Origin of the sequence: Robbsia sp. KACC 23696 (genome assembly GCF_039852015.1) — a bacterium.
In the GTDB taxonomy this organism is placed as follows: Bacteria; Pseudomonadota; Gammaproteobacteria; order Burkholderiales; family Burkholderiaceae; genus Robbsia.
Map to the genome: position 1 here is coordinate 577555 of NZ_CP156627.1, position 25631 is coordinate 603185.

The 25631-nt window shown below is 55.9% G+C and carries 23 protein-coding genes; 10 read left to right on the plus strand and 13 right to left on the minus strand.

All coding sequences use genetic code 11. From position 1 onward, the window contains the following. Positions 1–35: 35 nt before the first annotated feature. From ABEG21_RS17380 to ABEG21_RS17395, 4 genes are read right to left on the minus strand one after another with little or no spacing between them, the layout of a single operon-like run. Entirely contained in the window at positions 36–956 is a 921-nt protein-coding gene (locus tag ABEG21_RS17380; protein WP_347557882.1) for an SMP-30/gluconolactonase/LRE family protein, read from the minus strand. Beyond that, positions 931–2223, minus strand: coding sequence for an MFS transporter (locus tag ABEG21_RS17385; protein ID WP_347557883.1), 1293 nt, complete (start codon positions 2221–2223; stop codon positions 931–933). The genes ABEG21_RS17380 and ABEG21_RS17385 overlap by 26 nt, the downstream gene beginning before the upstream one ends. Before the next feature lie 40 nt (positions 2224–2263). Then, a complete protein-coding gene (locus ABEG21_RS17390) occupies positions 2264–2956 on the minus strand; it encodes an RraA family protein (protein WP_347557884.1) in 693 nt (230 codons plus the stop codon). A gap of 9 nt (positions 2957–2965) precedes the next feature. Further along, a complete protein-coding gene (locus tag ABEG21_RS17395; RefSeq protein WP_347557885.1) occupies positions 2966–3922 on the minus strand; it encodes a hydroxyacid dehydrogenase in 957 nt (318 codons plus the stop codon). Positions 3923–4272: 350 nt separating this feature from the next. Here ABEG21_RS17395 and ABEG21_RS17400 point away from each other — a divergent pair, with 350 nt between their 5' ends. The 3 genes from ABEG21_RS17400 to ABEG21_RS17410 all read left to right on the plus strand — a co-directional run bounded on the left by ABEG21_RS17400 (position 4273) and on the right by ABEG21_RS17410 (position 7849). Then, on the plus strand, positions 4273–5661 hold the full coding sequence (locus ABEG21_RS17400) for an MFS transporter (RefSeq protein WP_347557886.1): 1389 nt from the start codon (positions 4273–4275) through the stop codon (positions 5659–5661). Between the two features lie 81 nt (positions 5662–5742). Continuing rightward, positions 5743–6648 carry a LysR family transcriptional regulator gene (locus ABEG21_RS17405; RefSeq protein WP_347557887.1) on the plus strand — a complete coding sequence of 302 codons (906 nt, stop codon included), beginning with the start codon at positions 5743–5745 and terminating at the stop codon, positions 6646–6648. 28 nt (positions 6649–6676) lie between these two features. Next, complete coding sequence (locus ABEG21_RS17410; RefSeq protein ID WP_347557888.1) at positions 6677–7849, plus strand: alpha-hydroxy acid oxidase; 1173 nt, start codon at positions 6677–6679, stop codon at positions 7847–7849. 1096 nt (positions 7850–8945) lie between these two features. On the opposite strand, the gene ABEG21_RS17415 is transcribed toward ABEG21_RS17410, so the two are convergent. Continuing rightward, positions 8946–9407, minus strand: coding sequence for a helix-turn-helix transcriptional regulator (locus ABEG21_RS17415; RefSeq protein ID WP_347557889.1), 462 nt, complete (start codon positions 9405–9407; stop codon positions 8946–8948). Between the two features lie 383 nt (positions 9408–9790). On the opposite strand from ABEG21_RS17415, the gene ABEG21_RS17420 reads away from it, so the two are divergent. Then, positions 9791–10150: a hypothetical protein gene (locus tag ABEG21_RS17420; protein WP_347557890.1), complete on the plus strand. Its 360-nt coding sequence runs from the start codon at positions 9791–9793 to the stop codon at positions 10148–10150. Between the two features lie 57 nt (positions 10151–10207). Continuing rightward, the gene (locus ABEG21_RS17425; RefSeq protein WP_347557891.1) at positions 10208–10579 is read left to right on the plus strand and encodes a hypothetical protein; all 372 of its coding nucleotides are present in this window, start codon (positions 10208–10210) and stop codon (positions 10577–10579) included. Positions 10580–11626: 1047 nt separating this feature from the next. On the opposite strand, the gene ABEG21_RS17430 is transcribed toward ABEG21_RS17425, so the two are convergent. Then, complete coding sequence (locus ABEG21_RS17430) at positions 11627–12079, minus strand: Lrp/AsnC family transcriptional regulator (protein ID WP_347557892.1); 453 nt, start codon at positions 12077–12079, stop codon at positions 11627–11629. Between the two features lie 238 nt (positions 12080–12317). On the opposite strand from ABEG21_RS17430, the gene ABEG21_RS17435 reads away from it, so the two are divergent. Both ABEG21_RS17435 and ABEG21_RS17440 read left to right on the plus strand, forming a co-directional pair. Further along, positions 12318–12791, plus strand: coding sequence for a YbaK/EbsC family protein (locus tag ABEG21_RS17435; RefSeq protein WP_347557893.1), 474 nt, complete (start codon positions 12318–12320; stop codon positions 12789–12791). 76 nt (positions 12792–12867) lie between these two features. Beyond that, positions 12868–14034 (plus strand): pyridoxal phosphate-dependent aminotransferase, encoded by a 1167-nt coding sequence (locus ABEG21_RS17440; RefSeq protein WP_347557894.1) that lies wholly within the window; start codon positions 12868–12870, stop codon positions 14032–14034. Positions 14035–14304: 270 nt separating this feature from the next. Here ABEG21_RS17440 and ABEG21_RS17445 read toward each other — a convergent pair whose 3' ends face one another. Then, positions 14305–15285 (minus strand): bifunctional GNAT family N-acetyltransferase/NUDIX hydrolase, encoded by a 981-nt coding sequence (locus ABEG21_RS17445; RefSeq protein WP_347557895.1) that lies wholly within the window; start codon positions 15283–15285, stop codon positions 14305–14307. Positions 15286–15488: 203 nt separating this feature from the next. Here ABEG21_RS17445 and ABEG21_RS17450 point away from each other — a divergent pair, with 203 nt between their 5' ends. Then, positions 15489–16607 carry a branched-chain amino acid ABC transporter substrate-binding protein gene (locus ABEG21_RS17450; RefSeq protein WP_347558068.1) on the plus strand — a complete coding sequence of 373 codons (1119 nt, stop codon included), beginning with the start codon at positions 15489–15491 and terminating at the stop codon, positions 16605–16607. An 86-nt stretch (positions 16608–16693) separates the two neighbouring features. Here ABEG21_RS17450 and ABEG21_RS17455 read toward each other — a convergent pair whose 3' ends face one another. Continuing rightward, positions 16694–17374, minus strand: coding sequence for a TetR/AcrR family transcriptional regulator (locus ABEG21_RS17455; RefSeq protein ID WP_347557896.1), 681 nt, complete (start codon positions 17372–17374; stop codon positions 16694–16696). Between the two features lie 103 nt (positions 17375–17477). On the opposite strand from ABEG21_RS17455, the gene ABEG21_RS17460 reads away from it, so the two are divergent. After that, a complete protein-coding gene (locus ABEG21_RS17460; RefSeq protein WP_347557897.1) occupies positions 17478–18623 on the plus strand; it encodes an NAD(P)/FAD-dependent oxidoreductase in 1146 nt (381 codons plus the stop codon). A gap of 431 nt (positions 18624–19054) precedes the next feature. Here the strand turns inward: ABEG21_RS17460 and lhpI are convergent, their stop codons facing one another. After that, positions 19055–19948 carry a bifunctional Delta(1)-pyrroline-2-carboxylate/Delta(1)-piperideine-2-carboxylate reductase gene (gene lhpI, locus ABEG21_RS17465; protein WP_347557898.1) on the minus strand — a complete coding sequence of 298 codons (894 nt, stop codon included), beginning with the start codon at positions 19946–19948 and terminating at the stop codon, positions 19055–19057. A gap of 273 nt (positions 19949–20221) precedes the next feature. Further along, a complete protein-coding gene (locus tag ABEG21_RS17470) occupies positions 20222–21232 on the minus strand; it encodes an alpha/beta hydrolase (protein ID WP_347557899.1) in 1011 nt (336 codons plus the stop codon). A gap of 363 nt (positions 21233–21595) precedes the next feature. Here ABEG21_RS17470 and ABEG21_RS17475 point away from each other — a divergent pair, with 363 nt between their 5' ends. Next, positions 21596–22345: a GntR family transcriptional regulator gene (locus ABEG21_RS17475; protein WP_347557900.1), complete on the plus strand. Its 750-nt coding sequence runs from the start codon at positions 21596–21598 to the stop codon at positions 22343–22345. Between the two features lie 76 nt (positions 22346–22421). Here ABEG21_RS17475 and ABEG21_RS17480 read toward each other — a convergent pair whose 3' ends face one another. The 3 genes from ABEG21_RS17480 to ABEG21_RS17490 all read right to left on the minus strand — a co-directional run bounded on the left by ABEG21_RS17480 (position 22422) and on the right by ABEG21_RS17490 (position 25434). Then, complete coding sequence (locus tag ABEG21_RS17480; RefSeq protein WP_347557901.1) at positions 22422–23543, minus strand: branched-chain amino acid ABC transporter substrate-binding protein; 1122 nt, start codon at positions 23541–23543, stop codon at positions 22422–22424. 159 nt (positions 23544–23702) lie between these two features. Continuing rightward, complete coding sequence (locus ABEG21_RS17485) at positions 23703–24152, minus strand: DUF126 domain-containing protein (RefSeq protein ID WP_347558069.1); 450 nt, start codon at positions 24150–24152, stop codon at positions 23703–23705. Positions 24153–24186: 34 nt separating this feature from the next. Further along, positions 24187–25434, minus strand: coding sequence for an aconitase X (locus tag ABEG21_RS17490; RefSeq protein ID WP_347557902.1), 1248 nt, complete (start codon positions 25432–25434; stop codon positions 24187–24189). Between the last annotated feature and the right edge of the window lie 197 nt (positions 25435–25631).

The following is a 25631-nucleotide window of genomic DNA, read 5'->3' on the forward strand; positions in this document are numbered from 1 at the left end:
GCGGAGCGAGTTGCTCCGCCCGCTATGATGCGCCGTTAACCTGTGGGGCGATGCGAACCCATCACTTTACCCGGCACCTCAACACGCGCTCGATAAATCTGAGCGCTGCGAGATTCCGTAATAAAGATGTCTCGGTTTTCTGGTCCACCGAACGCGAGGTTCGTGGATAGATTGCCGGCCCGCGTATTTACGCGGTGTGTCGGCTCGCCTCGGGCGTTGAAAACCCATACGGCTCCCATGCCAGCATGGGCAATCAGCAAACCACCCGAGGAGTCGAGCGCTAACCCATCAGGACCAGCCCCGCCCGAAAGCTGGATGAACGTACCGACCTTTGCGACGCCACCGTTGAGTAGTGGCACCCGCCAGACCGCATTCGCCCGCGTTACCGCTAGTAGCAACGCATGCTCATCAAGGTCCATCACTAGACCGTTCGGGCTGGGAACATTCGATAGCAGACAGTCAACCCTTCCGCCACGCGTTACGCGGAAGACGCGTCCGGTTGGGTCATGCAGGCCGGTGAGTCCCTGGTCCGTGAAGTACAAGTCACCGTTGGCAGCAAAAAACAAGTCGTTGACGGCCTTGAACCGCTCCATGCCGGCCCTTACAAGAAATGGCCTCACTTCTTTCGTGCCAGGCTCGTGGACCATGATTCCGTTCTTATAGTCGGCGATGAAGACCAGGCCGTCTTCTCGAATCTTGAGACCGTTCGGCCACCCGTCGTATTCGACAGCCATCGAGAACTGGCCTTTCTGGTCGACGTTCAGAATTCGTCCGTTCACCACATCCACACACCAGAGCACTCCATTTCGGTCAAATGATGGGCCTTCAAGAAAGCTCGACGCATGCAGTCCTGCCGGCTGCCCCGCATTCCACTCGCTTTTTTCGTTGCCCGTGCGCAGTTCGTCGGGCAAGCATGCGAATGGTTGTGCCTCAAGCGTTTCGGGTAATGCATACATCGCTCGTGGCCTCCGTTGCAGTGATGGGACGTCGCGTAAGCGTCAAAGTTGCGGCAGCTGCGGCCAAAACCAGAATGCCAGTGATGACAAAGCCAGCGTGATAGCTGTGAGTGATGGAAACAACATACCCTGTCACAATGGGAGCCATCAAGCCGAACGCGTTCCCGCCTACACTAATCATTGCGATGGCCGTACCCGAGTCGTTCCTCGAAGGCAAAAAGTCATTGACCAGTGAGAGGTTCGACGCGACCGCTGCGGTGCAGCCTGTGAGCGAGAGGGTCAGCAGCAACGTGACAAGCCACAAATCGTTCGCTATCGGAACCAGAAGAATCAGGGCCGACATCAGCAAACAAACCGCGACAACAGCGCGTCGACTTCCACCTGAGATGTTCTTTCCGCGAAGGTATCGGTCACTGCACAAGCCAATGAGCACGCCAAGAATCGCTGCGCCGGCGTAAGGTAGCGCGGTGAACAACGCGCTTCGCGTGATGCTCATACCTTTTTCCGCCTGCAGGTAGCTTGGCAACCAAGTGAGGAAGAGGTAGGTCGCGTATACGGCACACCCATGAGCGAACGCGATAGCCCAGATGGTCTTGGAACCGACCAGCGAAGCGAAACCAAGCCGCGGCGGTTCCATCAGATTCGAGGTCCCCACGGAGTTGCGAGAAGCCAGGATGTGCTCTCGCTCTTCCTTGCACAACCATCTAGCGTCCTCCGGTTGTTTGAACCACACGAGCCAAGCGACCAACCAGACAAACCCAGTTGAGGCGGCAACCAGAAATGCTGAGCGCCATCCATAGGTTGTTACGACCCATCCAAGGCCGACGGCGCCAATAGCAGGTCCCAAGAGACTGCCGGCATGAAAGATAGACGTTGCGATTCCGCGCTCAGAAGCAGGTGCCCATTCACGAATGACGCGGCCGCCGGCGGGATATGAAGTCGACTCACCGAGACCCATTAAGAGTCGAGTCGCCAAGAGCGAGATGAACCCGCCGGTAAAGGCAGTCAACGCAGTGGCCAGGGACCAAAAGCCGATGCCCCAAGCGTTAAGACGTTTGCTGCCAAAGCGGTCGACGAGCAGCCCCATTGGAATCAACGCCACCGCGTACAGCCACAGGAACGAGGAGAACAGGTAGCCGAGGTTTACCGGAGACAGCGAGAATTCCTTGCTTATCTGGGGTGAAGCAATGGACAACGCCACACGGTCGACGTAATTTACGACCGTTAGCAGGAACAAGAACAGGTATATCCAATATCGGCGTTTCATTGCATCGTCTCCAGATATAGTTTTATGGCCGAGAAGGCCATTACTCGAGCGTCTCGTCCTTGCCAATCACGCCTGCGGTACGCAACGCGTCATCGAGCCACGGCGACACGAGGATGCCGCCACGGATTTCCGATAGGCGTTGAGCCTCTGCCTCCAGCTTCTTTTCAGCAGCCTTTAGAACTTTGTCGACGTCGGCGCGCGGGATAACGACGACGCCGTCGCAGTCACCGATGACCAAATCGCCCGGTTCAACCGACACACCACCCAGTGAAACGGGCATGCCGATACGACCGTCGAGGCCCTTGGTCGGCCCGGCAGGGTTACGGCCATTGGCAAAAATCGGAATGGTGCTGTTACGAAGCGTGGCGACGTCTCGCGCGGCACCGTCGACGACCAGACCGCCCAGCTTCGCTGCTTCGGCCTGCGACACCATCAACTCTCCGAAGAGCGCGCCTGACTGGTAGCCCTTACCATCAACGACGATGACGTCACCGGGTTTTGCGAGAGCCAACGCGACGTGGAACATCAGGTTGTCGCCCGGACGGACTTCGACCGGAAACGCCGGTCCTGCAACCACCATGGTCGGCGTGAGCGGTTGGATGTCGCCGTGCACAGCTCCGCGACGGCCAGCGACGTCGCACAACACCGCTGATTGAAACTCACGGGCACGCTCGATTTGTTCCGGCGTGACGCGTTCGAAGTTGGCGGTTTCGTTGAAACGATTCGTTTTCATGTGATGACCTTAAACAGTTGCGTTGATGGCGTTCGTCTTCGGAAGGACTTGGTGCGGCGGAGTACGGCCAGCCAGCGCCTCGATGACCGCGTGTGCGGCCGCATGACCCATTCGTACGAGTGATTCTTTGCTACTGGCCGCGATATGAGGGGATGCGACAAAGTTTTCGAGCGTCAGCAGCGGATGCGACGCGGGCACCGGTTCGGTTTCGAAAACGTCGCTTGCCGCGCCCGCAATTTCTCCATCAACCAGCGCCTGATACAGAGCGCCTTCGTCTACAATGCCGCCGCGCGCCACGTTGATGAAAAGTGCCGAGTCGCGCATGAGCTTGAATTCTGCCTCCCCGATGAGATTCTTCGTGGCGGCCAGGAGCGGCAGGTGCAGGCTGACAACGTCACACACCGGAAGCAGTTCCTCAATGGAATTCACGCGGAGTGCGCCGAGCTCTTCGAACGCTGTGTCCGGGGCGTACGGGTCGTACACCACGAGTTGAGAGCCGAAGGCAGCCTTAAAGAGGCGCGCCGTTCTGCGGCCAATGTCGCCGAAGCCGAGAAGCCCGACGGTCTTTCCCGTCAGTTCGACGCCGCCCTGAAGTTGCATTTGCTTCGGTAGACGTAGCGCCCGGTCTGCGACGCTGACCTTTCTGGCGAGCGCCAAAGCGATGGCGAGCGCGTATTCAGCAACCGCGTTGGCGTTGGCCCCAGGCGTGTTCGTCACCAGAACACCTGCTTCGCTTGCGGCCTCAATGTCTACGTTATCCACCCCTGTGCCGTGCTTTGCGACAATCTTCAAATTCGTGGCCTTCGGGAAGTCAGATGCTCTAACTTCAAAGGTTCTGACGACAACAGCGTCTGCATTCGCGTGCCAATCGGCGTTGCGCGATTCAGGGTAGTTGACGACCGTGTGAGCCTTCGAGAGCAGCTCAACTGCGCTCGCGTCAATCTGGTCCATGACGAAAACTTTCATGTGCTTGTTCCGCTGTAGGAAAGGTAACGGAACCAAGCATAAGAGCGTCGAGGAGCCCTAACGTAGTGACATTTTTCGACGCAGGACCATTCAATTCTCGACTGTCCGGTATTACCCTTAATGACAAACCCACAATGCCAGGTGCGATTTCGGCACCAAGCATACGGCCCACCTCGTGCTGCGGCCTGTGGGACCCAAGGTTCCGATAAGGGTTTCTACCCAAGTCAAAAAACGAATGCAGGAACATCGAGAAATGTCGCTACGCCCATCCCTCTCACAAGCCTTAGGATGAGCCACGGTCAGAGAGCCGCAACAATCAGCCGGCGTTGCCAGCCACGAAGGAGACACGTATGAAGCGCAGGGAGGACGGCCGTACAGGCTATCGATGGATTGTGCTCACGATGATATTCTTGACGTACTGCATTGCAGGTGCGGACCGCGCAAACCTCGGAGTTGTCATCCCGACGATTCGAAATGAATATCACCTGTCAAACACTGACATCGGGGCTATGGCCAGCTTGTTCTATTTCGGCTATGCCATCGTTCAAATTCCGTCCGGGTATCTGTTTGGCAAGCTCGGCATCAGAGGAATTATGGTCGGCTCGATGGTCTTGACCTCCCTGTCAACGTTGTTCATGGGCATGGCTGGAACCGTCTTTCAGCTTAAGGCTGCGCGTACCGTCCTCGGCCTTGCGGAAGGTCCTCTAAACATTGGTATCGTGTCCACCATCAACAGATGGTTCCCTTCTCAGGAAAAAGGCTTAGCAGCTGGTGTATTTATATCAGCCATCAAGTTCTCGCCGGCATTTGTACCTCCGCTGTGTGCACTTTTGCTTCTGAAATTCGGATGGCGAGATGTATTCTTCATCTTTGCCGTGCCGGGACTTATCAGCTCGCTTCTCTGGTTCTGGTTGGTCCGCGATGAGCCGAAAGAATCATGGTTGGTCTCGAAGAGCGAGGTCGAGTACATCAAGGCACCTCCGCCGGTAGAACGCGCAAAAAAAGGCCAGAAGATCGTCAACTCCGTTGAACACTCGTGGGTTGACCGTTTGATTCGTACCCGCCGGACGGAACTGCTCTCGACCACTCGTTCCATCTTTACCTCGTGGAACGTATGGGGGTGCGCGCTAGGCTATTTCTTCCTGGTCGGTATCACCTACGCTATCATGACTTGGGTACCTACCTACCTCGTCAGCGTGAAGCACTTTTCGGTGATGAAGATGGGCGCAGTAGCCTCGGCCCCTTGGGTTGGCGCAATCGTGGGCAACTTGCTTGGCGGATGGCTTTCGGACAGAGTGTTTGCACGGCGTCGTAAGCCGGTAATGCTGATTACCTCGGTTGCGACTATCGGGATGATGTATGCGCTGTTGTTTGCACCCAACGACCCGACACTGCTTGCGCTGCTCTTCTTCACTGCAGGCGTTCTCCTGAATCTTGGATACTCAACATTTCTCGTGTATCCGATGGGCATTGCTACCCGCGAAAAGGTGCCGCTCGCAGCGGCGATCGTGAACACGGGCGGCTCTCTGGGCGGCGCATTCGCTCCGTTTCTTGTCGGGCTCATTCTCGATAAGTCAGGTTGGCCTGCCGTGTTTGCTTTCCTCGCAGCCTGCTCAGCTGCCACGTTCGTCCTGGTACTGAGCATCATCGAACCGCGCACTGCGGCATCCGACACAGGCGAGACCGTGAAAGATGGCACGCGCACCGGGAGCAAGCAGCTCGTGGAGCGAAACGCGTAAGAGCACCTGCCCGTGACTCCGCAACTCGTTATAATGGGACGCCCGAAATCGCGGTGGCCCTTGTAGGTTTCTCAAAGCGATATGACTCTCAAACAGCTCGAGGCCTTCTACTGGGCGGCAAGCCTTGGCAGCTTCTCAGTGGCCGCCACCCGCCTTCACGTGACGCAATCCACTCTCTCGAAGCGCATTGCTGAACTTGAAGCGGCGCTCAACGTACCGCTCTTTGACCGCTCGGCGCAGCGGTCCGTTTTGACGGAGCACGGCACTCGAATTCTCGGCCACGCTCACAAAATTCTGCAATTCGAGGGGGAGATTCATGAACTTCTCGGAACACCTCCACGCCTGTCTGGGCTGTGCCGCTTCGGCGTCAGCGAGCTCACGGCACTTACCTGGTTTCCGAAGTTTGTTGCCCGGATTACGACCGAGCATCCGGACTTGGCATTAGAGCCGTATGTCGACTTGGCGGCAGGGCTTGAGCGACGTCTGGTTCGGGGCGAGATCGACTTCGCCATCCTGCCCCAGAGCAGCGAAAACAATCCGACGCTTACTTCCCTGCCTCTGGCGATACTGGATTTTGCATGGATGTCGTCACCCAAGCGCATACCCGCTGGTACCGTGTTGAAGTCAGAGGACATCGCGCACTATCCAATCTTGACTATGACTGCTGAGTCTCGATTGACTTCCGAATACGAGGCATGGGCTGCCGCCAACAAGTCACACGGTCGACGCATCCTAGCGTGCAACAGCCTGAGCGCAATCGTTGGACTGACCTTGGCTGACGTTGGCATCAGCTTCCTGCCGCGCCTTTTCATGCGCAACTTAGTCGATGCAGGCCAACTAAACGCTTTCAAGACGGTACCGGAGCTACCCAGCATCGAATACTGTTTCAAGTGGCGGACCGACGACACTCGCGCGTTCATATCGGCCCTTGCTCAGTTTGCCAAGGAGGAAGCTGATTACACGCTTTCCCTCGGATTCGCAGCCTGACTTTTATCTCCTCAACGCTACTAAAGAAATGAAATTGCCAGCTGGCAGTGGTTCTCGCTTCTCCAGGATACTCAGCCTTGAAGACTTCGAGGCGGCAGCCAGACGACATCTGCCACGCCCCATCTTTGGTTATGTGCACGGCGCTGTGGAAGACAATGTTTCGCTGTCCATGACTCGCGATAGCTTCCGTTCCTACGCGTTCATACCTCGAGCGCTCGTGGATGTCTCACAGCGCTCGACCGCTACGACCTTGTTCGGTCATAGCTACGCTTCTCCGTTCGGTCTTGCACCGATGGGATTGAGTGCGCTTTTCGCTTACCGCGGTGACATAGTGATGGCGCGTGCGGCCCGCGCCGCGAACCTGCCGATGATTATGAGCGGGTCGTCGCTGATTCGACTCGAAGAGGTCGTCAAGGAACATCCTGATGCCTGGTTCCAGGCTTATTTGCCTGGCGAAGATTCTCGCATCACCGCCTTAATGGAGCGAGTCAAGAGAGCTGGGTTCAAGACACTCGTTATTACCGTTGATACACCGGTCGTCGCCAACCGGGAAAATAACATTCGAACAGGATTTTCAACCCCTCTCAAACCTTCGCTACGTCTGGCTCTGGATGGCATCACGCATCCTTCATGGCTCTTCGGAACCTTCTTTCGGACAATCGCGAAGCACGGAATGCCTCACTTTGAAAATAACTACTCCGAACGCGGCGCGCCAATACTGTCGTCGACGGTACTTCGGGACTTTTCAGACCGAGGCCATCTAACGTGGAAGCACCTTAACAATATTCGGCGCATGTGGCCCGGCACTCTGATTATAAAAGGAATTTTGAGCGCACCAGACGCACGGACGGCGGTCGAATCAGGGGTCGATGCCATCATCGTGTCGAACCATGGAGGCCGTCAGCTTGACGGTGCGATTGCTCCTTTGTCTGTTTTGACCGAAATTGTGCAGGCTGTCCCCACGGTACCGGTCATGCTTGATAGCGGCATTCGACGCGGCACCGACGCATTGAAGGCGCTCGCACTTGGTGCCCGGTTCGTTTTCGTAGGTCGCCCCTTTGGCTATGCCGCTTCAATCGGAGGCGAAGTTGGCGTTTCTCATGCGATAAAGCTTTTGCACGAAGAGATTCGGCGGGACCTTGGGTTACTTGGCATAGCCGCGATCGATGACATAACCGCACAACACATCCGCAAGGTCTAAATCATTTGAGTGTCTGGCTTGTCGCCTTCCGTAGTATGACTAAACACGGCCTAAAGACGCCCGTCGCGAAACCGTGTCTCAGAATTAAAGAAATTAGAGAATTGGAGACGCCCAGCGTGCTGCGTTTTGTTATGGTCCAAGCTGCGGGCAATAGCGGTGCCACGCTAGCATCAGCGCGTGCTGCATCAGCTAAGATGGTACGTGCGGACCCTCCATGCGGTCACATGGTTTGATGGCGCAGCGTGTCATCGCCTCGAGCATACCGCCGCGTTTCAGAGGTAGGATGCGGGCCGAGCCACCTCGGAAATGGACGGACCACCATCAACTTTGGCAGGTTCAGTGACCGCTTTCGGTATTATATCGACTCCCGAATGTCCAATTGCGTCATCGGTGAACGTCGTCTCCTGGCCGGTTGCCGCCCGACGCAGCGAACCGTCGAAGATGATGTCTCTCGGACTTCGCCGCAGTCGTCGTCCGGAGACAGCGCTTCGAGCGGCTCAAGGAACGTTCTCACCCGTGTCGGTTCTGCAATGAAGTCGTTGTCACTGTCGGATAGATACCCCCCTTCCACGCACTCGCGCTGTTGTTCAAAGATAAAAGCTATTTCGACCTCTTGAACCACCTTCACGATACTTCGCGCTAATCCCCAAAAAAAACCAACATTCGACGGCAATGACTAAGCCTTCTAAGGGGAAAGCATCAGCCGAAAGTCCGCTTCGGCCGAACAACTGCCGGTGCCCTCCCCGTACGGCCGTTGCATGAGGAGTAGCTGCGACCGCCAGCGTCGAAGTACGACAATACAAATTCCCACTCGCAGCAAATAAGTCATGGGATTTGCACAAATCTGTCACTTTTCGCAGTAACGAGGTCACCCTACATTTCTCGCTCATCGTCACTTCCGTTCAACAGATTATGAAAATCTGCTGCACGTCGTTTTGAGAAAAGGTCATCAAAGATGGGGACCATAATGGCAATCATTGATTGGCGTAACGACGCCGAGCGACTCGGCTTGTCCAACCGCGAGATCCGGCAACTGGAGAGCGCCATTCACGCCTGAATTGACATCGCACTTGCCGAAAAATTTCACCACTGCGGCTTATTTTTGATCCCCACGACTAAGACCGTGTCGCCGAGGTGCGCGCAACATTGTGTCGAGGACGCGCAATATCGCCGAGCGATCTTTCTGATCCAAGTTCCGGAATTTGCTAATCAGCGTCAAACCGCCGGCACCGGGATCCTTCGACTCGGCCGTGAGCAGTTCCGACTCCCGCAATAACGCCAGGGCGCGACGCTCAAGCGTCGATATTTGATTGAGTCCTAGGGGTTGCGCCGCCTCCCGCCGTCCAAACAAAACGTAGACCACGTCCACGCCTATCGTGCCGGCAGCGACCAGATTCCGCGCGTCAGGCGCGGTCTTTCCGGTCTCGTGATTTCCGACCGTGTTCGGCTTTACACCAGTCAACCCTGCAAACGTTGCCTGCGACATACCCAAACGATTCCGCTCTTCCGCAAGACGTAGGCCAATCGATATGGTGCGTTCCGCTTTGTTGACTTTCATCAGGTTAAAGAGCTTTAATGCACACAAGGTTAAGAAAACAGGTGTCGGTACACACCCGTGTCGAGGCTGCGCGCCCGAACGCCAAACGATGTATCACCGATACACGCACGGATTGCGGCGCGAGACAAGTGATCCGACCTTAGCGAGTCAATTTTCTCGACATGCTTTTAATTCGTAGTACGACTGAATTTAACGGGCCGAATTGTGACCATATTTTCAAGGAATTTACTTAGGTTCGCACGGCGCAATCCTATTGGCGCAGCCAAATACTGTCAACCGCATCAACGCATCAGAAAAGACTCAATCTTCGTTGCTTCCATATAGGTCGCAGCACATACGGCGAACTCCGCCCTCACCCCGAGCCGTTCTTTAGGATAGAAGCAATGACAGACGTCACCTTCACCCCACTTCCCTCTTCTCATGACGCGCAGTCCATGATTCTTCCTCTACCGGAGTTCGCGATAGACCTGGTGCTTCCAAAACGAAACCGCCTGACGCCGGATCGCTACACCAAGGTGGCCGCCCTACTTGAACCGGTCCCCGTCGAATGCGCCGCTCCTGTAGAAGTCATGGGGCTTGCGCAAGACATCATCGACTACAGCCTGAGCGTGGGTTGGCAACTCACATCCATCAAAGGCATGAACGACGCTGCGTCGACGGCGATTCTTGGCAAGCCAGGCGTGGATGTTCGATTCCGGGTCGTTGTCGACGCAGCCTACTTGAAACGGGTGTATGCGGCCTGACTCAACCTCGGCGCTCTCATACGAAAGAGCGCTGCCCTTCTCGAACGGAGTGCCGACATGACCGAGTTCCACGTTGCATTCATTGAAGACGACCGCGGATCCCTGATCGTTTCCGATCACCGCGCCCAGTTCGAAAGCCCCGCACTGCAAAAAGGACACTCGCGTCACCAAAAATTTGAAACACTTGCGCCGGGTCTATCGGTGGGTGCCCGCTACAACCTCGCCAAGGTCGCGCCAGAGCTCGCGCCGATACGACGGACACGCGACGTTATCCGACACTGCCTGCGCACGGGATGGGAAATCGGATCCGTCGAAATCACCGATGCGATGATCGTCGTCGGCGTTTTCAGTAAGCCCGGCTCAAACATTACAATGCATGTCCGCGGCGAGCCGGCTTTCTTCGATGTGATCGGCCGAGCGCACTTTTAAGAAGAACGCGGATGCGATTCTACAAAGAGCCGCCACTTGGTTCCTGGCCTGTTTCATTGAACTGCGTTACGCATCGGGTCGCGGTAGATCGAAAATCCTGGCTGATTACAGACGAATCATAACCAGGCCCGTTCTCTTCACGTTCGACCATCTTTTTTCCTCGCCTAGCCGATCAGTGTGCTGCTGGACGTCTGGTACTCAGAATCAGCCCCCCCGCCAGCCCAGGTCGAGCGCGAGCTGTGAGCTTTCAAGCGCATGCAAGGGCTGAGAAACGCGTCAAAAGCGGCAGCAAGAACGTCACCGAGCCAAGCCACGACACCGCCAGCCTGTGGATCGCCCACTTGCCATGATCACTGGCAAGATTTAGAAGCGCCGGTTCTGGCTCGGAGACTCGGACGCGCGGATCTCCGCCAGCAAGCAAAGGCGAATCTGCCAGCCGTCCGAATCCTCGGCGAACACATTCGCCGTCTTGAAGGAATGGCTGTGGCTGAGCGTCGCTCGGCTGGCAACATGCAGCGCGGGTATGCGGCGGGTAAGATCACCGACGGCGCGGGCGCGCAACGCGTCCCACCGCCAGGGCAGTTTTCATCCTGCGCACCTTGGCATATGGTTGAGAAAATGATGGACAACCCCATTTCCTCCCTACAATCAGTCGGACCGGGATCCGTGTCAACACGCATGCCCAGGTCTGCCTGCTCAACAAACCTGCTGGCACCCGATGCACTTAAGCACAGCGCGGGGCCGGCCTGCTGCCTCTACGTGACCGAGCACCGGCTGTGGTTGCGCGAGAAACTAGACGCACCGCTGCTTCCGCTTGACAAGCAATCCGACGACGACAACGCAGATCGACGCGGTTGCTCGCGGAGAGATTCGTGAATCTCCGTCGTGATTTGTTGTTCCATGGGTTTTTGATGCCGTGCCCTACTCTTAGCCGCGATTGACTCCGATTCGGCCTGAGCGGTCAGCTGAGGACCGGCCGATGAGTGACCGTTAACACCTAGAGTCGACATTGAAGATCCGTAGAATATATGACGTCTCTGCAGCAACTTAAAGTGGCAAGGTACGATTCTGAACGACGCTTTTCATCACGAGAGTAGAGCGAAGCCGCAGGACGTTCGGCAAAGTCGACAAGCTTTCATCGTACAGCCGCTGATACGCTGCTAAGTCAGTGGTGATGATGTGCAGGATAAAGTCGGGGTCGCCGAACAGTCGTTGTGCCTGGATAATCTCCGGGACAGTTGGGACAGCCTCTTCGAATGCTTGCACGCTGCCGCGGTCCGTGCTCCCCAGGGTGACGAACACGATTGCCGAAAAGTTAAGCCCAAGAGCAACCGGGTTGATGATTGCCCTATAGTCAGCGATGATTCCCGCGTCTTCCAAAGCGCGTACGCGCCTGTGACAGGGTGAAAGGCTCAGCCCGATACGTTCGCCCAGTTCAGTAAGAGAAAGCCTGCCGTCTTTGTGCAGCTCCGCAAGAATCTTTCGGTCGTAGTCATCCATCTGGTAGATATTGCCTCATTTCGGCATTTTTTGGCAAGACCTTAGAAGCACATTTTTCTATCTGCACAGTATCCTTTGCTACCAGATACCAGCACTCTTAGCCGTCGTCGCTAAAGGCTCCTGTGATTGGCAGCCTCGTCGGGCATGCAGCTAGGCCGCCGATTTCATTGACGGCAAGCACCTGCCTATAGACGCAGGATTGGGCGGCACGGACTAACGCAACGCGAAAAGAGGGTACATGAGTCTGTCTTCTGTTAAACAATTCTTTGCAGAGGCGGCGCCGGAGATCGAGGTGATCCAGCTCGCTACAAGCACAGCGACCGTCGCGCTCGCAGCCGAAGCCTTGGGTGTGACACCCGGTCAAATCGCAAAGACGCTTTCGATGCGGCTGCCTGATGAGGTCGTGCTTTTGGTAACTCGGGGCGATGCTCGTCTCGACAATAGAAAGTACAAGGAACGGTTCCGGGCAAAAGCGCGCATGTTAGAAGCGGCTGAGGTGGAAGCGCAGACCGGCCATCCGATTGGCGGGGTCTGCCCGTTCGGACTGCGTTATCCGATCCGGGTCTTCTGCGACATATCCCTTCGCGCGTTCGACGAGGTGCTGCCGGCCGGCGGAACGCCGGACTCGGCGGTGCGCATCACGCCCGAGCGTATGGCGCAGCTAACCGGCGCTGAATGGGTGGACGTGATGGCAGATTACGCCAGTGCCTAAAGGCCCGTCTCTCTGACCAAACAATATCTCGGTCCTGTCTAGGACCGATTTTTGAAAGTAACTAACTGGAGAACTCATGCTTCGAACCCGTCCAGCTCGCCTGCAACACATAGCCAGTATCGGCGTCGATCGCATGGGCGCGATAGCCGATCATTTCAGCGCTGACCTGTTGCGACTTGAAAACCTAGATACCGACATCCCTCCAACTAAAGAGGCGTTAGACGTCACGCGTCAGGCGATCGCACACGATTCGTCCAATTCGTATCTGCCTTTCGTCGGCCAGGATAGGCTGCGTGCGAGCGCAGCCGCCCACGTCTCTGCGCTTTCCGGTCAGCACTACAAAATGGATCATGTCGTGATATCGGCAGGCGGACTCTCGGGCATTCTGAATACTCTGCTTGCGACAGTGGACACTGGCGACGAAGTGATCGTTACCGATCCAACCTATGCTGGCCTGCTGAACCGCATTCGTCTGGCCGGCGGTGTGCCCCGGCAGGTACCGTTCGATTTCACGGCAGGCGGTGAATGGAAGCTGAATCAGACTGCGCTACGAGCTGCAATCGGCCCTCAGACACGAGCGATGCTGCTCATGTCGCCATCGATGCCATCGGGAGGGGTCTTCGACTCTTCGGATTGGCATCTGATCGGGCAGCTGTGCGTAGAAAAAGACTTGCTGCTTATCCTCGATAGTGCAATGGAGCGGCTTCTGTTCGACGGGCGCGCGGTGATTCATCCTGCCGGTCTACCCGGCATGGCCGAACGTACCGTGATTGTCGGCGCCGCATCAAAAGAGTTGCGCATGATCGGCTGGCGTGTCGGATGGATCGTTGCACCGGAGTGGCTGATTCCCGATCTGATAGCCGTTTCGCTTGCCAACGTTGTTGTGCCTGTGGGAATCGCACAGGAAGCTGCGGCAGTTGCGCTTGAGCACACGGCTTCAGACCTGCCGGGTTACGTGGGCGAGCTGGAGAGGAGACGTGATGCAATTGTCTCTGAGCTTGCCGGGCTTCCGTTCGGTTTGCCTGCAGGCGGCTGGTCTATGCTTCTTCGTGTATCGGATTTTGGCTTTACCGGCACGCAGATGTCAGAGCGGCTCTTGGAAAGAGGAGTTTGCGCAACAGCTATGACAGGATGGGGGATCGAACATGGCGACCAATACATCCGATTTGTTTTTGCCAACGAACCAGTCGGGCGGTTGCTCACTCTTGGCGACAAAGTGCGTGCTGCACTGGAAGGCGTATAACGGTCGCTAAAGGCCCGCTTCTGGCCGATCACCGACGGCCCTGCTCGCCGCCTACGTTTAATCTCGATGTCCGTTGTGCAGCCACTTTTGGTCAGCAACCAAAACCGGCCGAATGACCCTTTAGGCCGAGTGACGGACATTTTCAGAACGTCGTAATCCGAAAAGCACACACATTTGCGCCTAACTCGCTAACCGCCCGTGGCGAACCATAGAACCATCATTTTGCGTCCCACGGATTCCGCAGCTATGGCATTCCTTCAGTCGCTCGGCTTACTTCAACGAGTCCGTCCCTCTGCCAAAAACGCCGGCCGCTTCCAGCATTGCGACGAGTTCCTGCGGGTAGATAATCTCGGTGGAGCGGGACAACGCCTCACGACTCCACCATTTGTGATCGGCCATCACTTCTCTTTCTTGCGCGGTCCACCCATCCTGCGAAATAGATTCTGTCGCGCTTTCGACGAGGAAATACTTTTCGACCGCAAGGACATGCTCACCGTCCGGTAACTGCAGCGGAAATTCGCGCCGTCCCACTACCTGCGAGAGGTTCGCCTCGCGAATGCCTGTCTCTTCACGTAACTCGCGGATTGCAGCATCTTCGTACGTCTCGCCATCTTCGACACCGCCTCCCGGCGTTGCCCAGTAGGTATTGCCAGCAAGCGCCCCAGACCGATGCACAAAACGAAATAGCAATACGCGCCGCTTCGGAGTAGTGACCAGGAGCCGGGCTGAAGGCCGCTCGCGCATCGGGCTGACCGATTTTTCGTACAGGGCCTCGATATAGTCGGCCTGTTCCGACATTCCCTTTCCCCCTACGCGGACGAAACCAAGCGACGCATAGTAGGCACATAGCCTGGCGTTCCTAGCGTCACATCCCAGTCTGACGAAACGTCGGTTCTGCTTCCTGGCTTGGGTAGCGCACCAATCGATCACAAAGCGGCCAAAGCCACGGCCAGCGAACCCTTCTCTCACGGAGAGTCCGTGCACATATCCCGCGATCGGTTCTTGCGGGCCCCAGTACGCTTCATCATCCCAATCCAGCGAAAACGTGCCGATGGCTATCCCCTCCTGCTCGACAACATACACGGCTCTTCGCGACAAGCTGTTGCGAACCCACTGTTCGGAGAAGCCGTCGCCTTCCTTGCCCCAGGCATAGTCACCCTGCGCCACTTTTTTGGTATGCGCGTCGTTCCGAATCTGCGTGAGTATCGATACATCGTCTGTCGTTGCCCGGCGGATGGTTCTCGACGCCATTGCCAATCTCTCCGATTAAACAAACCGCCCCGTTTCGCCGAGCCGCATCCGCGCGGCAGCGCCGACTATGCCAATTTTGTCATTTTTTCATTTTCTTTTGCCAAGCAAATATTTTATGGAAGGTTCACGCTTGCGTTACTGCTTTATTTCCCATTTCTAAATGACTAATCAACCGGGGAGCCTTGTTCGTGACTAAACATCTGATGGCGCTGGCGTGTGCAAGCGTAGTGGGATTATTCGCCAGCGGCCATGCCGCGGCCCAGGAAGTGGTCAAGATCGGACAAGCAAGCCCGTTGACCGGCGGCAATGCCCCTTACGGCAAGGACCTCGAAAACTCGGTCAACATGGCCATCGACGAAGCCAACGCGCAAGGTATCAAGATCGGCGGCAAGCCAGTCAAATTCGAAATCGATGCAGTCGATGATCAAGCCGATCCCCGTACGGGCGTGACGGTGGCGCAGCAATTGGTCGACGACAAGGTCGCCGTGGTGATCGGTCATTTCAATTCGGGGACCACCTTACCCGCCTCGAAGGTCTATTCGGCCGCAGGCGTCCCCATGATCACGCCGGCGGCAACCAATCCCGCCATCACGCAATCTGGTAGCAAGACGATCTTCAGCATCATCGCCACCGACGCGCAGAATGCCGGCAATGCCGGAACGTACGCGGTCCAAGTCACCAAGGCCAAGCGCATCGCCATCTTCGATGATCGAACCGCCTTTGGCCAGGGAGAGGCCGACGAGTTCGAGAAAGCCGTCAAGGCGGCAAAAGGGTCGATCGTCGCGCATGAATATACCGACGTCAAAGCCGTCGATTTCAGCGCACAGCTCACGCATATCAAAAGCCTCAATGCGGATCTGATCTTTTTCGCCGGGCTGAATCCGCAGGCTGCATTGGTGGCCAAGAAAATGCAGCAACTGGGCATCAAGGCGCAACTGGTGGGCGGCGGCGGCGTGATGGAACCCACGTTTCTCAGCTTGGCCGGCAACGCCGCCGAAGGGGCGATGGCCTGGGAGTATGGCCAACCGTTGAGTTCCTTGCCCAAGGGCGCCGAATTCGCGGCGAAGTACAAAGCCAAGTTCGGCACCGAGATGATGTCGTATGCCCCTTTCGGTTATGACGCTACCTGGGCGGCGATCAAGGCCATGGAAGCCGCAGGCTCCACGCAAGCAAGCGCCTATGTACCAATGCTCCGTTCACGCACGGTCGCTGGCATCACCGGCAACATCCGCTTCAGCCCCACCGGCGCGCTACTGAATCCCGCGTCCACGCTGTACGTGGTGAAGGGCGGACAGTGGACCGTCGTAACGGTCAAGGAGTAACACCGCGACGGATCCGGTCCAGCACTGGAATCCGGCAGCGCCCTCCCTCGCATAGCGTCACGTCGACCAGGCCCTGATCGCCGAGGTCAAGAGCGCGTCATCGACGTGATGCCACGCAGAATCAAATCCAATCCGACCACAAAATCATCGAGATCATTGTGGGTGCTCATGGACGCGGCAATGCCGCGCGTGAACGGATAGTCCGCGGTACTGAGCTGCGACCACTGGGTCGAAACGTCATTCAAGAACGTCGTGCGATCCAAGCGCTGCTCCAGCGCGAGACGGGTGTTCGCTGCGTTCTGGCCGCCCACGCCCAAAATGTAATGCAACAAGGCCGACACCACCGACCACTGCGCGTCCGGACGCACGCCCATCGCCGCGACCTGTTGTCCGATTCGCTCGACGATTCGAATCGTCGGTAGCGCGCCGGGTGCCCGGTTCAATGCCGAACCGACCCAGGGATGCGTGTCGAGGACGCCGAATAGCCCTACGGCAACGGCGCGAATCGTCGCTTCCGGCGTCGCGTCTTTCATGGGGGCATCGGTCGTACGCGCGATGATCGCGTCGCAGGCAGCCGTCAGCAAGTCGTTCTTGTTATCGATGTGCCAATAGATCGCCCCCGGGCCTGTCGCCAGGTGCTCGGCAAGCGCGCGAAAGGTCAGGCCGCTCTCCCCCTTGCTGTCCAATAAGGCGATCGACGCGTCGATGATCCTATCCCGTGACAGGGAATCCTTGCGGCGTGGCGCGGTGGTTGCGGTTTTTATCATACAGGGTCTTGACATCGATGGAACGTTGTTCCAATAATACTATGGAACGCCGTTCCAATCGTCGTCTTTTCCGCGACCGAATGTGCCAATAGCCGGATTCGCCATGCCTAAATCGATTGTCATCATGGGTGCCGGGCTGGGGGGCTTGACCCTCGCTCGCGTCCTTTACGTGCACGGCATTGCCGCGACCGTTTACGAAGCTGAGCCGTCGCCTACCGCCCGCGCGCAGGGCGGGCTGCTGGATATTCACGAACACAACGGGCAGCTCGCCCTGAAAGCGGCGGGTCTGCACGAGACATTCCAGAAAATCATCTATACCGGCGCGGAGGCGCATCGTGTCCTCGATCAAAGCGCTCGCGTTCTGTTCGAGCGGCACGACGACGGTACGGGCACGCGCCCCGAAGTGCAACGCGGCGCGCTGCGGCAGATGTTGCTTGACGCGCTGCCCCGCGATGCCGTTCGCTGGGGCCATAAGGCGACGTCGGTGTCATCGCTCGGCGATGGGCGGCATACGATTACGTTCGCGAACGGCACGTCGGTGACGAGCGACCTGCTAGTGGGTGCCGATGGCGCCTGGTCGAAGGTTCGCGCGCTGGTCTCGAAAGAAATGCCCGTGTATTCCGGCTTGACCTATATCGAAGCCTATCTTTCCGATTCCGATCGAGACCATGCCGCGTCCGCCAAAGCAGTCGGCGCCGGCGGCATGTTTGCAACGGCGCCGGGGAAAGGGCTAATGGCGCACCGCGAACCCGATGCGCTACTGCACGCGTACATCGCCTTGATCAAGCCGGAAGCTTGGGTGAATGGCATCGATTTCAGCGACACGGTGGTATCGAAAGCGACGGTTGCAGCGGAATTCGACGGCTGGGCGCCGGAACTGACGGCCTTGATCACCGACGGCGAAAAGCCGCTCGTGCCCCGCCCCCTTTATACGCTGTCAGCCGATCACCAATGGGCGCGCATTCGCGGCGTCACCCTTGTCGGCGACGCCGCGCATCTGATGATCCCCTCCGGCGAAGGCGCCAATCTGGCCTTGCTCGATGGCGCTGAATTGGGACAGGCTATTGCTGCGGCCTATGCCGAGGGCCGTGACGTCGAGGACGCACTGCTCCGCTATGAGGAAACGCTTTTTATAAGAAGCGAACACGCTGCGGGCGAGGCGGAAACACTGCGCGATACGCTCCATGGGGAAAATGCGCCACACAGTTTGGTGGAGATGTTTGTTGGCGACGAGCCGGGGGGTGGATAAACAAAAGAACCACTTTACCTAGGTGCATCGTACATCGACTGGCCGATGCAATTAACCTCGAAGCAATTTTCTTTGTGGCCCCCTCTCGACTTTCATGTAGGGCGACATCCCCGCATATCAAGTGTATTTGACGTTGCCCCGAGACGACGTATGGCGGAGCCGTTAGATAATCTGTTGAACGGAGTTCGAAATCGACCAAACGGACGTACCGAATTGTCGCTAAATGAAGTAACTCCGAACGGAAACAGCAACACTGGCAAATGCAGCCGGATATAACGAGGCGGCGCGCCGACTTAGCGTGCCGGTGGCGACGATTGGCAATTGTGCGCGCAAGCAACAGTGTGAACGGGCGGCCATATCCTTTTTGCTGCACATTTCACACGCTGCAGTAAAACTTTTCCCGCTGCGGCAATCACAAGGAGATCTTCTGCCTAGCCCAGCACCTTGCGCGCGACCCGGCATGCAGCCAAGTCCCATGCAGCACATCCAACGCTTTTTAGAAAAATCGGTGCATCTGGCTTGATTTTCCCCTGCAGAGCTTGCGCTAGAGTGGCGGCGCGCGTCCAATCGAAGCTGGCTTGGATCAAATCACCTGCCTCATGCTTCGCCCCAACAGGGTCGTCAAGCACAACGAAGCTTTGATCCACCACACGTTTGCTGATCTCTACAGCATCTGGTGTAAAAGCGCCGACGCCAATTACGAGTCGGCTCATTCGCACCCTCTCGTCATAAACAGGCTTTTTGCTAGTTGTAACAGTAACTACTACGTCAACAGAATCTGGAATCTCACCGTGTAAGCCGTTGAGATTCGGCACATTGGGGCGCTTCATAGCAACAAACTTTTTTGTGTCGTCGTCGGTAACACCCCTTGCCAGAATCTGCGCGTCGGGGAAAAGCGTCGCAAAGGCCTCCACATGATTGCTTGCCTGCGTGCCGGTACCGATGACGAGAATCTGCCTGGGAGATGCGTTAAGCAGCGTCACAGCCCCGAGCGCTGACACTGCGGCCGTTCGACGTCCCGTTACTGTCGGGCCGTCCAAGACGAACAACATTTCGCCTGTGTCGGCATTGCACGCAATGACCTGTCCATTGATCGTTGGTAGGCCTAGCGCGGCATTACCTGGGCAGACGCTCACCAGCTTATGAATAGCGATATCTTCGGCGCTAGAAGGCATCGAAAGCATGACGCCGCTTTGCAAAGGTACTGACAGCCGCTCCGGGCTGATGATCTTGCCCGCTCCATAGTCCAACACCGTCTGACGCAAAGATTCTACAAGCGAAGGATAGTCAAGCAGGGACGCAGTCATCTCTGCGTCGAAGGTCATTTTCTGAGAGTCCATCTTGTGTTCGCCTGTTTCTGAGGGTTAGACACAGCTAGCTTGGCGCCGTGCGTTAACAAAAGCCATTGGAATTAATTTATACCAAAACTGGTTGTTTTTCAAACCAAATAAAATTAGCCAGGCAATCCACAGTTCGCACGGGGCGCGTATAGAGGCGGGATCGCACTGAGAAACAGGGTTAGATGCCCATGCCGTCACATTGGTTTTTATATATACCAATTTCGACTGCTACGGTCGACATGTGGGCTTGCAAATCTATCAAGGGAGCTTTTGCACGTTGCACTTCGCGCTTTCAGCGATGCGATCGACATCCACGCTATTACTCGCCGAAACGCCAATAAACTTTTCGATTACCTGAGCGCATTGGAGAGGTTCGTCGAGCCAAGGCATGTGCCCCGCGTCCGGGATGATTGAAAAATCGGCACCCAACGCTTTTGCAATGGCTCGGCCTTGCTCTACCGTTGCAAACGTATCGTTGCGCCCCCACAGCATCAACGTATCGGCGTTGACTGCGGTCAACTCAGTGGCAGAAAGGAAATTTTCCGCCCTTCTGTTCATTGCCCGTAGCAGCGAAAGCGTAGACGTTTTGTAATTCGGAAGATTTTGAAACTGGTAGTAGCACTCGGCAAAGGCTTGCGGCAGCACATCAAGCTCGTGCTGACGCGTGCCCATAGCTTTGAGCCCGCGAAACGCATTCTTACGTGATGTTGGTATGATTCGCCCTATCGCGAGTTCACCGACGTACGGGAGCAGTGCAAGACGCAAGAGGGTAGGCGTCTTAGGCAGCATGACCCGCCCTGGATTGCCGATCAGAACTTGGCGCCTAACTACTTTAGGTCGTGCCATGGCGTACCATAGCAACCAGTGGCAGCCCATTGAGTGGGCAATGAAAGACCCCGCGTCGAATCCCAAGGCTTCGAGCACATAGTCCATGAGTTTGATGACAAAATCTCGCAGGTCAACGGCTTGATGGTCGAAACCATCGCTAAGGCCGCCGCCCGGGCGGTTGAGCAGATAACACTTGTACCCATTAAGTTGCGACAAAAGCGGAATAAAGGGAAACATGTCGCCCGTATTTCCCGGAAGGACAAAAACAGGTCGCCCTTCTCCAATTTCAGTTATCCGAACTCGGAGGCCATATGACGGTTCTTTAAGCCATATGGACTTCGCACTCAAACCGTATTCGCGCAGAAGCGCCACCTCCGCAGCCATTGCGAGTTTGAACGCTCGAGATTCGTGGTCTAGCTGCGGTTGCGCTTGTGATTTCATTTCGTTCGCCGATTGCGGTTTTACGGTTCAAAATGCATTGGTTTTGGGAAATTTCGCCGTCTCTCGGACGTCCTACAGATGAGGCATATGCGACGCACGCTTTACGCGAATAGATTCCGGTTTAACGCACTTGCTGCAATGACCGATCATCATCCGACAAGCTCAGTGGGCTAATAATTGTACCAATCGCAGATCTCTCTCGGACTACTGCGCGGACAATTCCCCACCCAGAATGTAAAATGTCGACAGACAGACAGACGCGCGCCGATCGTGGCAATCGAAATGGCGCCAACCCAAATTCGCCATATGCGAATATGGAAAGTGGTACATTTGGAACCACGTTCACGACCAGATTTACGCCCCATGGCATCAGCCCTGCTTGAGTTACCACGCAACTTCCGCCCCCTTCAAATCTACGAACAGGTCTGCGAGAGGATACGTGCAGAAATCCGCGCCGGCCGGTTTATGCCTGATGCGCGCTTGCCGTCGGAGCGAGAGCTTGCGTCCCTTTTCGGCGTAGGTCGTCCGGCGGTGCGCGAAGCGATCGGCGCGCTTCAAAACGAAGGTCTTGTTGTCACACGGCGAAATTCCGGAACGTACGTCGTGGCAAACGCGCCGGATGTGCTTTCTAATATTGCGGAAATGCCCGAGGCGGACGATGACCGCCAACTTCAACCAGACTACAGCCCGTCCGCCACGCTCGATGTCAGACTCATCCTGGAGCCGGCCATCGCGAGGCGCGCCGCGGCCCACAAGAGACGTGACAAGCTCGCAGAATACTATCTTGCGCAGATGGAAACGCTCACCGACGTTTCCGATGCTGAACAACGAACGCTGTGGAACAACAGCGACCGTCTATTCCATCGCCAACTGGCGCAGATGACCGGCGATGCCTTGCTGACCCAATTTGCAACCGAAATCGCCCAAACGATGGATCAGTCTCTTTGGAAGCGGATCAAAGACGACGGCATATTCGATCCTCAGCGCATTCGACTATACGTTGCTGAACACCGTCTCATCTACGAAGCGATTGTTATCGGTGATGCAGATGCCGCCGCTTTCTACGTAGAGCAACATATCCATCGTGTGCAGCGCGACATCACACCAATCTGAGCGTTTTTTTAGTTGCAACGCCCAAGTTCAATTGTGCCTTGCTGCTGACGAAACGCCATCAGCAAGGCAGCGACCATCATTGCTTGAATGCTACCAATTGTCCGTCTTTGAAAGTGAATATCGTAGTCGGTGCGTTAATCAAATCACCAACTTTGTCGAATGTGTACGTAGCTGCGACGCCTTTAAAATTGGCGCGGTGTAGTGCTTGGACAAGTTTTTCCGGATCTGTCGTCTGGGCAGAAGAAATCACGTTCGCCAGCAACAGCATGCCGTCGTAATAGGTGATACCGTAGGCTTGAGGCTCTGTTTTGAACTTTTCTTTATAGCGAGCGATGTAAGCCCGGCCTTCGGGGGTGCCGTCCAAACCCGCGCCACTCATCGAGCAATACACATTGGCCGACGCTGGACCCGCCACTTTCACCAAGTCATCAGCGCAGATTCCGTCGCCACCAAGCAATTTCGCTCTTACCGCGCGCGCTCGCATCTGCTTTGCCATCGGTGCGCCTTGGGGTGTGTAGCCGCCAAAGAAAATAACATCCGGATTCTTGCTTTTAATTGTCGTCAAAATACCGAGAAAATCCGTAGCTTGGGCTGTCGTGTATTCACGGTCGAGGATTTCCAATCCAAGTGACTTAGCTTTCGCCACGAATTCGTCTGCCAGGCCTTGCCCGTATGCAGTTCGATCGTCGATCACAGCTGCTGTCTTGGCATGCAGTTTCTCGACGGCAAAAGTTGCCATGGATGAGCCTAACAATGCGTCACTCGCACCCGTACGAAATATGTTGTTGTAACCCAGCTTGGTGAGCTGAGGATTTGATGCAACTGTTAGCATCGGGATGTGTGCAGCACTCGTCAAGCTGGAGACCGGAATTGCAACCCCCGAATTCTGGGGGCCGAGAAATGCGGTCGGATGCTGGTCGATAAGACGCTGTGCAACCTGCATACCGGTCTTCGGGTCAGCCTGATCATCCTCAGACAGCAGTTCAAACTTCACTACTTGTCCATCTACCTTTATCGGCGTCCGGTTCAACTCGTCAATAGCCATGCGGAGTCCGTTCTCGTCGTCTTTTCCGCTAACTGCTTGCGGTCCTGTCAATGGGCCAGAAACTGCAATCTTCACTACTTGATCTGCATGAGCTAGGCCATAGGAAAGACCGGTCATTGCAAGCGTTGCGACGATAGATTTTAGTTTTTTCATCTTTCCCTCATGCCCGCACCTTGGCGAGCCCTGCGATTTACAAATACTTTTGTCTTGAGTCAAGCCAATCATGACAAAGCCGCTAGAACGTTGTTAAACTATTTCATACAACTAATTACATAAAAAATTTTACGCGGCAACAGACCAAAGACCCGCTTTTCACACTTCGAAGTACAACTTTGGGGCGTCACCGGTGTCATCAGCGTCAATCCGAATTTTCATCCCGGATTCGCCAATTTCGTTGAAGTCCGACCATGACGATAAGCAAACAACCGGTATTGCGAGGTTATAAAGTTCCGCCGCGACAATCGAACCTATCGAAATGATGAGATCTCGCTCCTTCAGAACGATGCCGATAGGACCCGTTCCGTTCCGAATCGCTTCGGCAAGTACGCTGCTGCTTGAGCTGGATCCTTTCGCCTGCGACATCACCATAATTTTCCCAGTCAAGCTTTCTCCTGCTTGAGGGTGATCCCGATCAATGATTTTCCCTGATACTGAATCATACCCACCCCAGAAGCTGAGTGGCTTCTCCAACAGAAATGCCTCACCAGTCGCCCTACCCGGCACCAAAACGTCTACGGAAAAGGCGCGTTTTCCAACGCCCATTTGATCCACTTGTCGCACACTGGCTTGTATATTTTTAGCCATTGAAACGCACCCGTCCTTCGAAAGCCGATCGAACACATTCGTTCATACTGCCGTAAGCAACGCTTACCCCAATATTCGCCGGCGCGTAGGATGCCCACTTACCCGAGTTAGTCATCACTAAGCCAGTCATCTTCTTCATGACAGGTGTAATGTACGTACACGTGTCAACCACGATCTGGATACCTCGATCCGCGAATGCTTGCGCTTCACCGCTTTCCTCGAGCTCCCAAAGGATGAACCGACTTGTGTTTACATAGAAATCAGCTTTCGGCATCCCCTCATATTCGTCGAGCACTGCAGCTAGCCGCCGGAATTCGGAAAGGGAGAAATGAGGCGTGCCAAGCGAGACTGCAACAATTTCATCTCCGTCACGACCCGTATTTAAGGTGCTCCGGATTGTGTCAAGGTCCGATAGTGAAACACTCACATTCATAACAGGCTGCTTGCTTTGCAAAGCCGAATCCAGCGTTGGGGCTTCGGGTGTTATGCCAACAGCGTGGAAAAGTGCCACTGCACCACTGGAGGCTGCTGCGGCACCCAAGGCCTTAAGCTCGTCTTCGCTAGTGTCCGCTGGCAGCCCAAGAATCGCTGGGACAACAGCCCCGGCAACCTTGCCTATCAATAGACCGAGTGCCGCGAAATAAATATCGCGAGAAGGGAGATGCGAAAGGTCGGCGACGTCGAAAACAATCTGCGCGGCGCGGTTCTCTGCTACGTGTAACCCAGCATATGGGGCACGGCCTGTAATGGCTGCCGCGAGGTCGAGGAAGTCCCCGTAGCGGCTTGTCCTCGCACCTAGAACCGAGTTCGCAAAAACGATGGCGTTCGATTCTGCCCACGCAATTTGCTGCCCTATGCTCGGACGGTTCTTCAACTGATATGGTGCGCACGTGAAGCTCGACTCACAACCCAATGCGAGGTGCGCGTCCATCAGTCTTTGCGCGTCCCTCTGTATTGACGCATCGCCGTTATACAGTTCAGGATGTATGAGATCCAGCGAACCTACGTTTAACGTCGTTGGCACGGCGACTTCGGCCCCCGCGGCAACAAAAAACTCAACGAAGTCGAGGCTCGTTTGTCCGTGGTACAAACAGCCGTCGATATGTGCAGAGGTAATGTCGATGAGGGTCTGCGCGGACATCACTTCTGCCGTTCGCGCAACAATGCGCATCGCCCGCGCTGCGCCCGATCCAAACTCACCCGCCAACATCGCTTTGTCTCGCGAACTTAAGTCCAACATTTGCTTTTCCTCAGTAGCGACGGATATTCCGAATCACGTGAGCAGACTCTACATGTGGAAATAAAATATGTCCATACTGGATTTTTTGGAACCATAAAGGCTGTTAGTCCCTTATTTCTGGTAGAAAATAGACCAGGTGCCGCCTCGAACTATTTGACGCCAGTTGACAAGGGATCGGCAATTTCAACCGAAGCAAA

What these genes read in the sequence shown, in the direction of transcription:
- ABEG21_RS17470 (WP_347557899.1), bottom strand. Translation starts at nt 21,232, where the DNA reads ATGAAATCACAAGCGCAACCGCAGCTAGACCACGAATCTCGAGCGTTC.
- ABEG21_RS17445 (WP_347557895.1), bottom strand. Translation starts at nt 15,285, where the DNA reads ATGGCGTCGAGAACCATCCGCCGGGCAACGACAGACGATGTATCGATA.
- ABEG21_RS17430 (WP_347557892.1), bottom strand. Translation starts at nt 12,079, where the DNA reads ATGGATGACTACGACCGAAAGATTCTTGCGGAGCTGCACAAAGACGGC.
- ABEG21_RS17440 (WP_347557894.1), top strand. Translation starts at nt 12,868, where the DNA reads ATGCTTCGAACCCGTCCAGCTCGCCTGCAACACATAGCCAGTATCGGC.
- ABEG21_RS17405 (WP_347557887.1), top strand. Translation starts at nt 5,743, where the DNA reads ATGACTCTCAAACAGCTCGAGGCCTTCTACTGGGCGGCAAGCCTTGGC.
- ABEG21_RS17435 (WP_347557893.1), top strand. Translation starts at nt 12,318, where the DNA reads ATGAGTCTGTCTTCTGTTAAACAATTCTTTGCAGAGGCGGCGCCGGAG.
- lhpI (WP_347557898.1), bottom strand. Translation starts at nt 19,948, where the DNA reads ATGACCTTCGACGCAGAGATGACTGCGTCCCTGCTTGACTATCCTTCG.
- ABEG21_RS17395 (WP_347557885.1), bottom strand. Translation starts at nt 3,922, where the DNA reads ATGAAAGTTTTCGTCATGGACCAGATTGACGCGAGCGCAGTTGAGCTG.
- ABEG21_RS17475 (WP_347557900.1), top strand. Translation starts at nt 21,596, where the DNA reads ATGGCATCAGCCCTGCTTGAGTTACCACGCAACTTCCGCCCCCTTCAA.
- ABEG21_RS17480 (WP_347557901.1), bottom strand. Translation starts at nt 23,543, where the DNA reads ATGAAAAAACTAAAATCTATCGTCGCAACGCTTGCAATGACCGGTCTT.
- ABEG21_RS17485 (WP_347558069.1), bottom strand. Translation starts at nt 24,152, where the DNA reads ATGGGCGTTGGAAAACGCGCCTTTTCCGTAGACGTTTTGGTGCCGGGT.
- ABEG21_RS17410 (WP_347557888.1), top strand. Translation starts at nt 6,677, where the DNA reads ATGAAATTGCCAGCTGGCAGTGGTTCTCGCTTCTCCAGGATACTCAGC.
- ABEG21_RS17490 (WP_347557902.1), bottom strand. Translation starts at nt 25,434, where the DNA reads ATGTTGGACTTAAGTTCGCGAGACAAAGCGATGTTGGCGGGTGAGTTT.
- ABEG21_RS17425 (WP_347557891.1), top strand. Translation starts at nt 10,208, where the DNA reads ATGACCGAGTTCCACGTTGCATTCATTGAAGACGACCGCGGATCCCTG.
- ABEG21_RS17455 (WP_347557896.1), bottom strand. Translation starts at nt 17,374, where the DNA reads ATGATAAAAACCGCAACCACCGCGCCACGCCGCAAGGATTCCCTGTCA.
- ABEG21_RS17380 (WP_347557882.1), bottom strand. Translation starts at nt 956, where the DNA reads ATGTATGCATTACCCGAAACGCTTGAGGCACAACCATTCGCATGCTTG.
- ABEG21_RS17460 (WP_347557897.1), top strand. Translation starts at nt 17,478, where the DNA reads ATGCCTAAATCGATTGTCATCATGGGTGCCGGGCTGGGGGGCTTGACC.
- ABEG21_RS17415 (WP_347557889.1), bottom strand. Translation starts at nt 9,407, where the DNA reads ATGAAAGTCAACAAAGCGGAACGCACCATATCGATTGGCCTACGTCTT.
- ABEG21_RS17385 (WP_347557883.1), bottom strand. Translation starts at nt 2,223, where the DNA reads ATGAAACGCCGATATTGGATATACCTGTTCTTGTTCCTGCTAACGGTC.
- ABEG21_RS17390 (WP_347557884.1), bottom strand. Translation starts at nt 2,956, where the DNA reads ATGAAAACGAATCGTTTCAACGAAACCGCCAACTTCGAACGCGTCACG.
- ABEG21_RS17400 (WP_347557886.1), top strand. Translation starts at nt 4,273, where the DNA reads ATGAAGCGCAGGGAGGACGGCCGTACAGGCTATCGATGGATTGTGCTC.
- ABEG21_RS17420 (WP_347557890.1), top strand. Translation starts at nt 9,791, where the DNA reads ATGACAGACGTCACCTTCACCCCACTTCCCTCTTCTCATGACGCGCAG.
- ABEG21_RS17450 (WP_347558068.1), top strand. Translation starts at nt 15,489, where the DNA reads ATGGCGCTGGCGTGTGCAAGCGTAGTGGGATTATTCGCCAGCGGCCAT.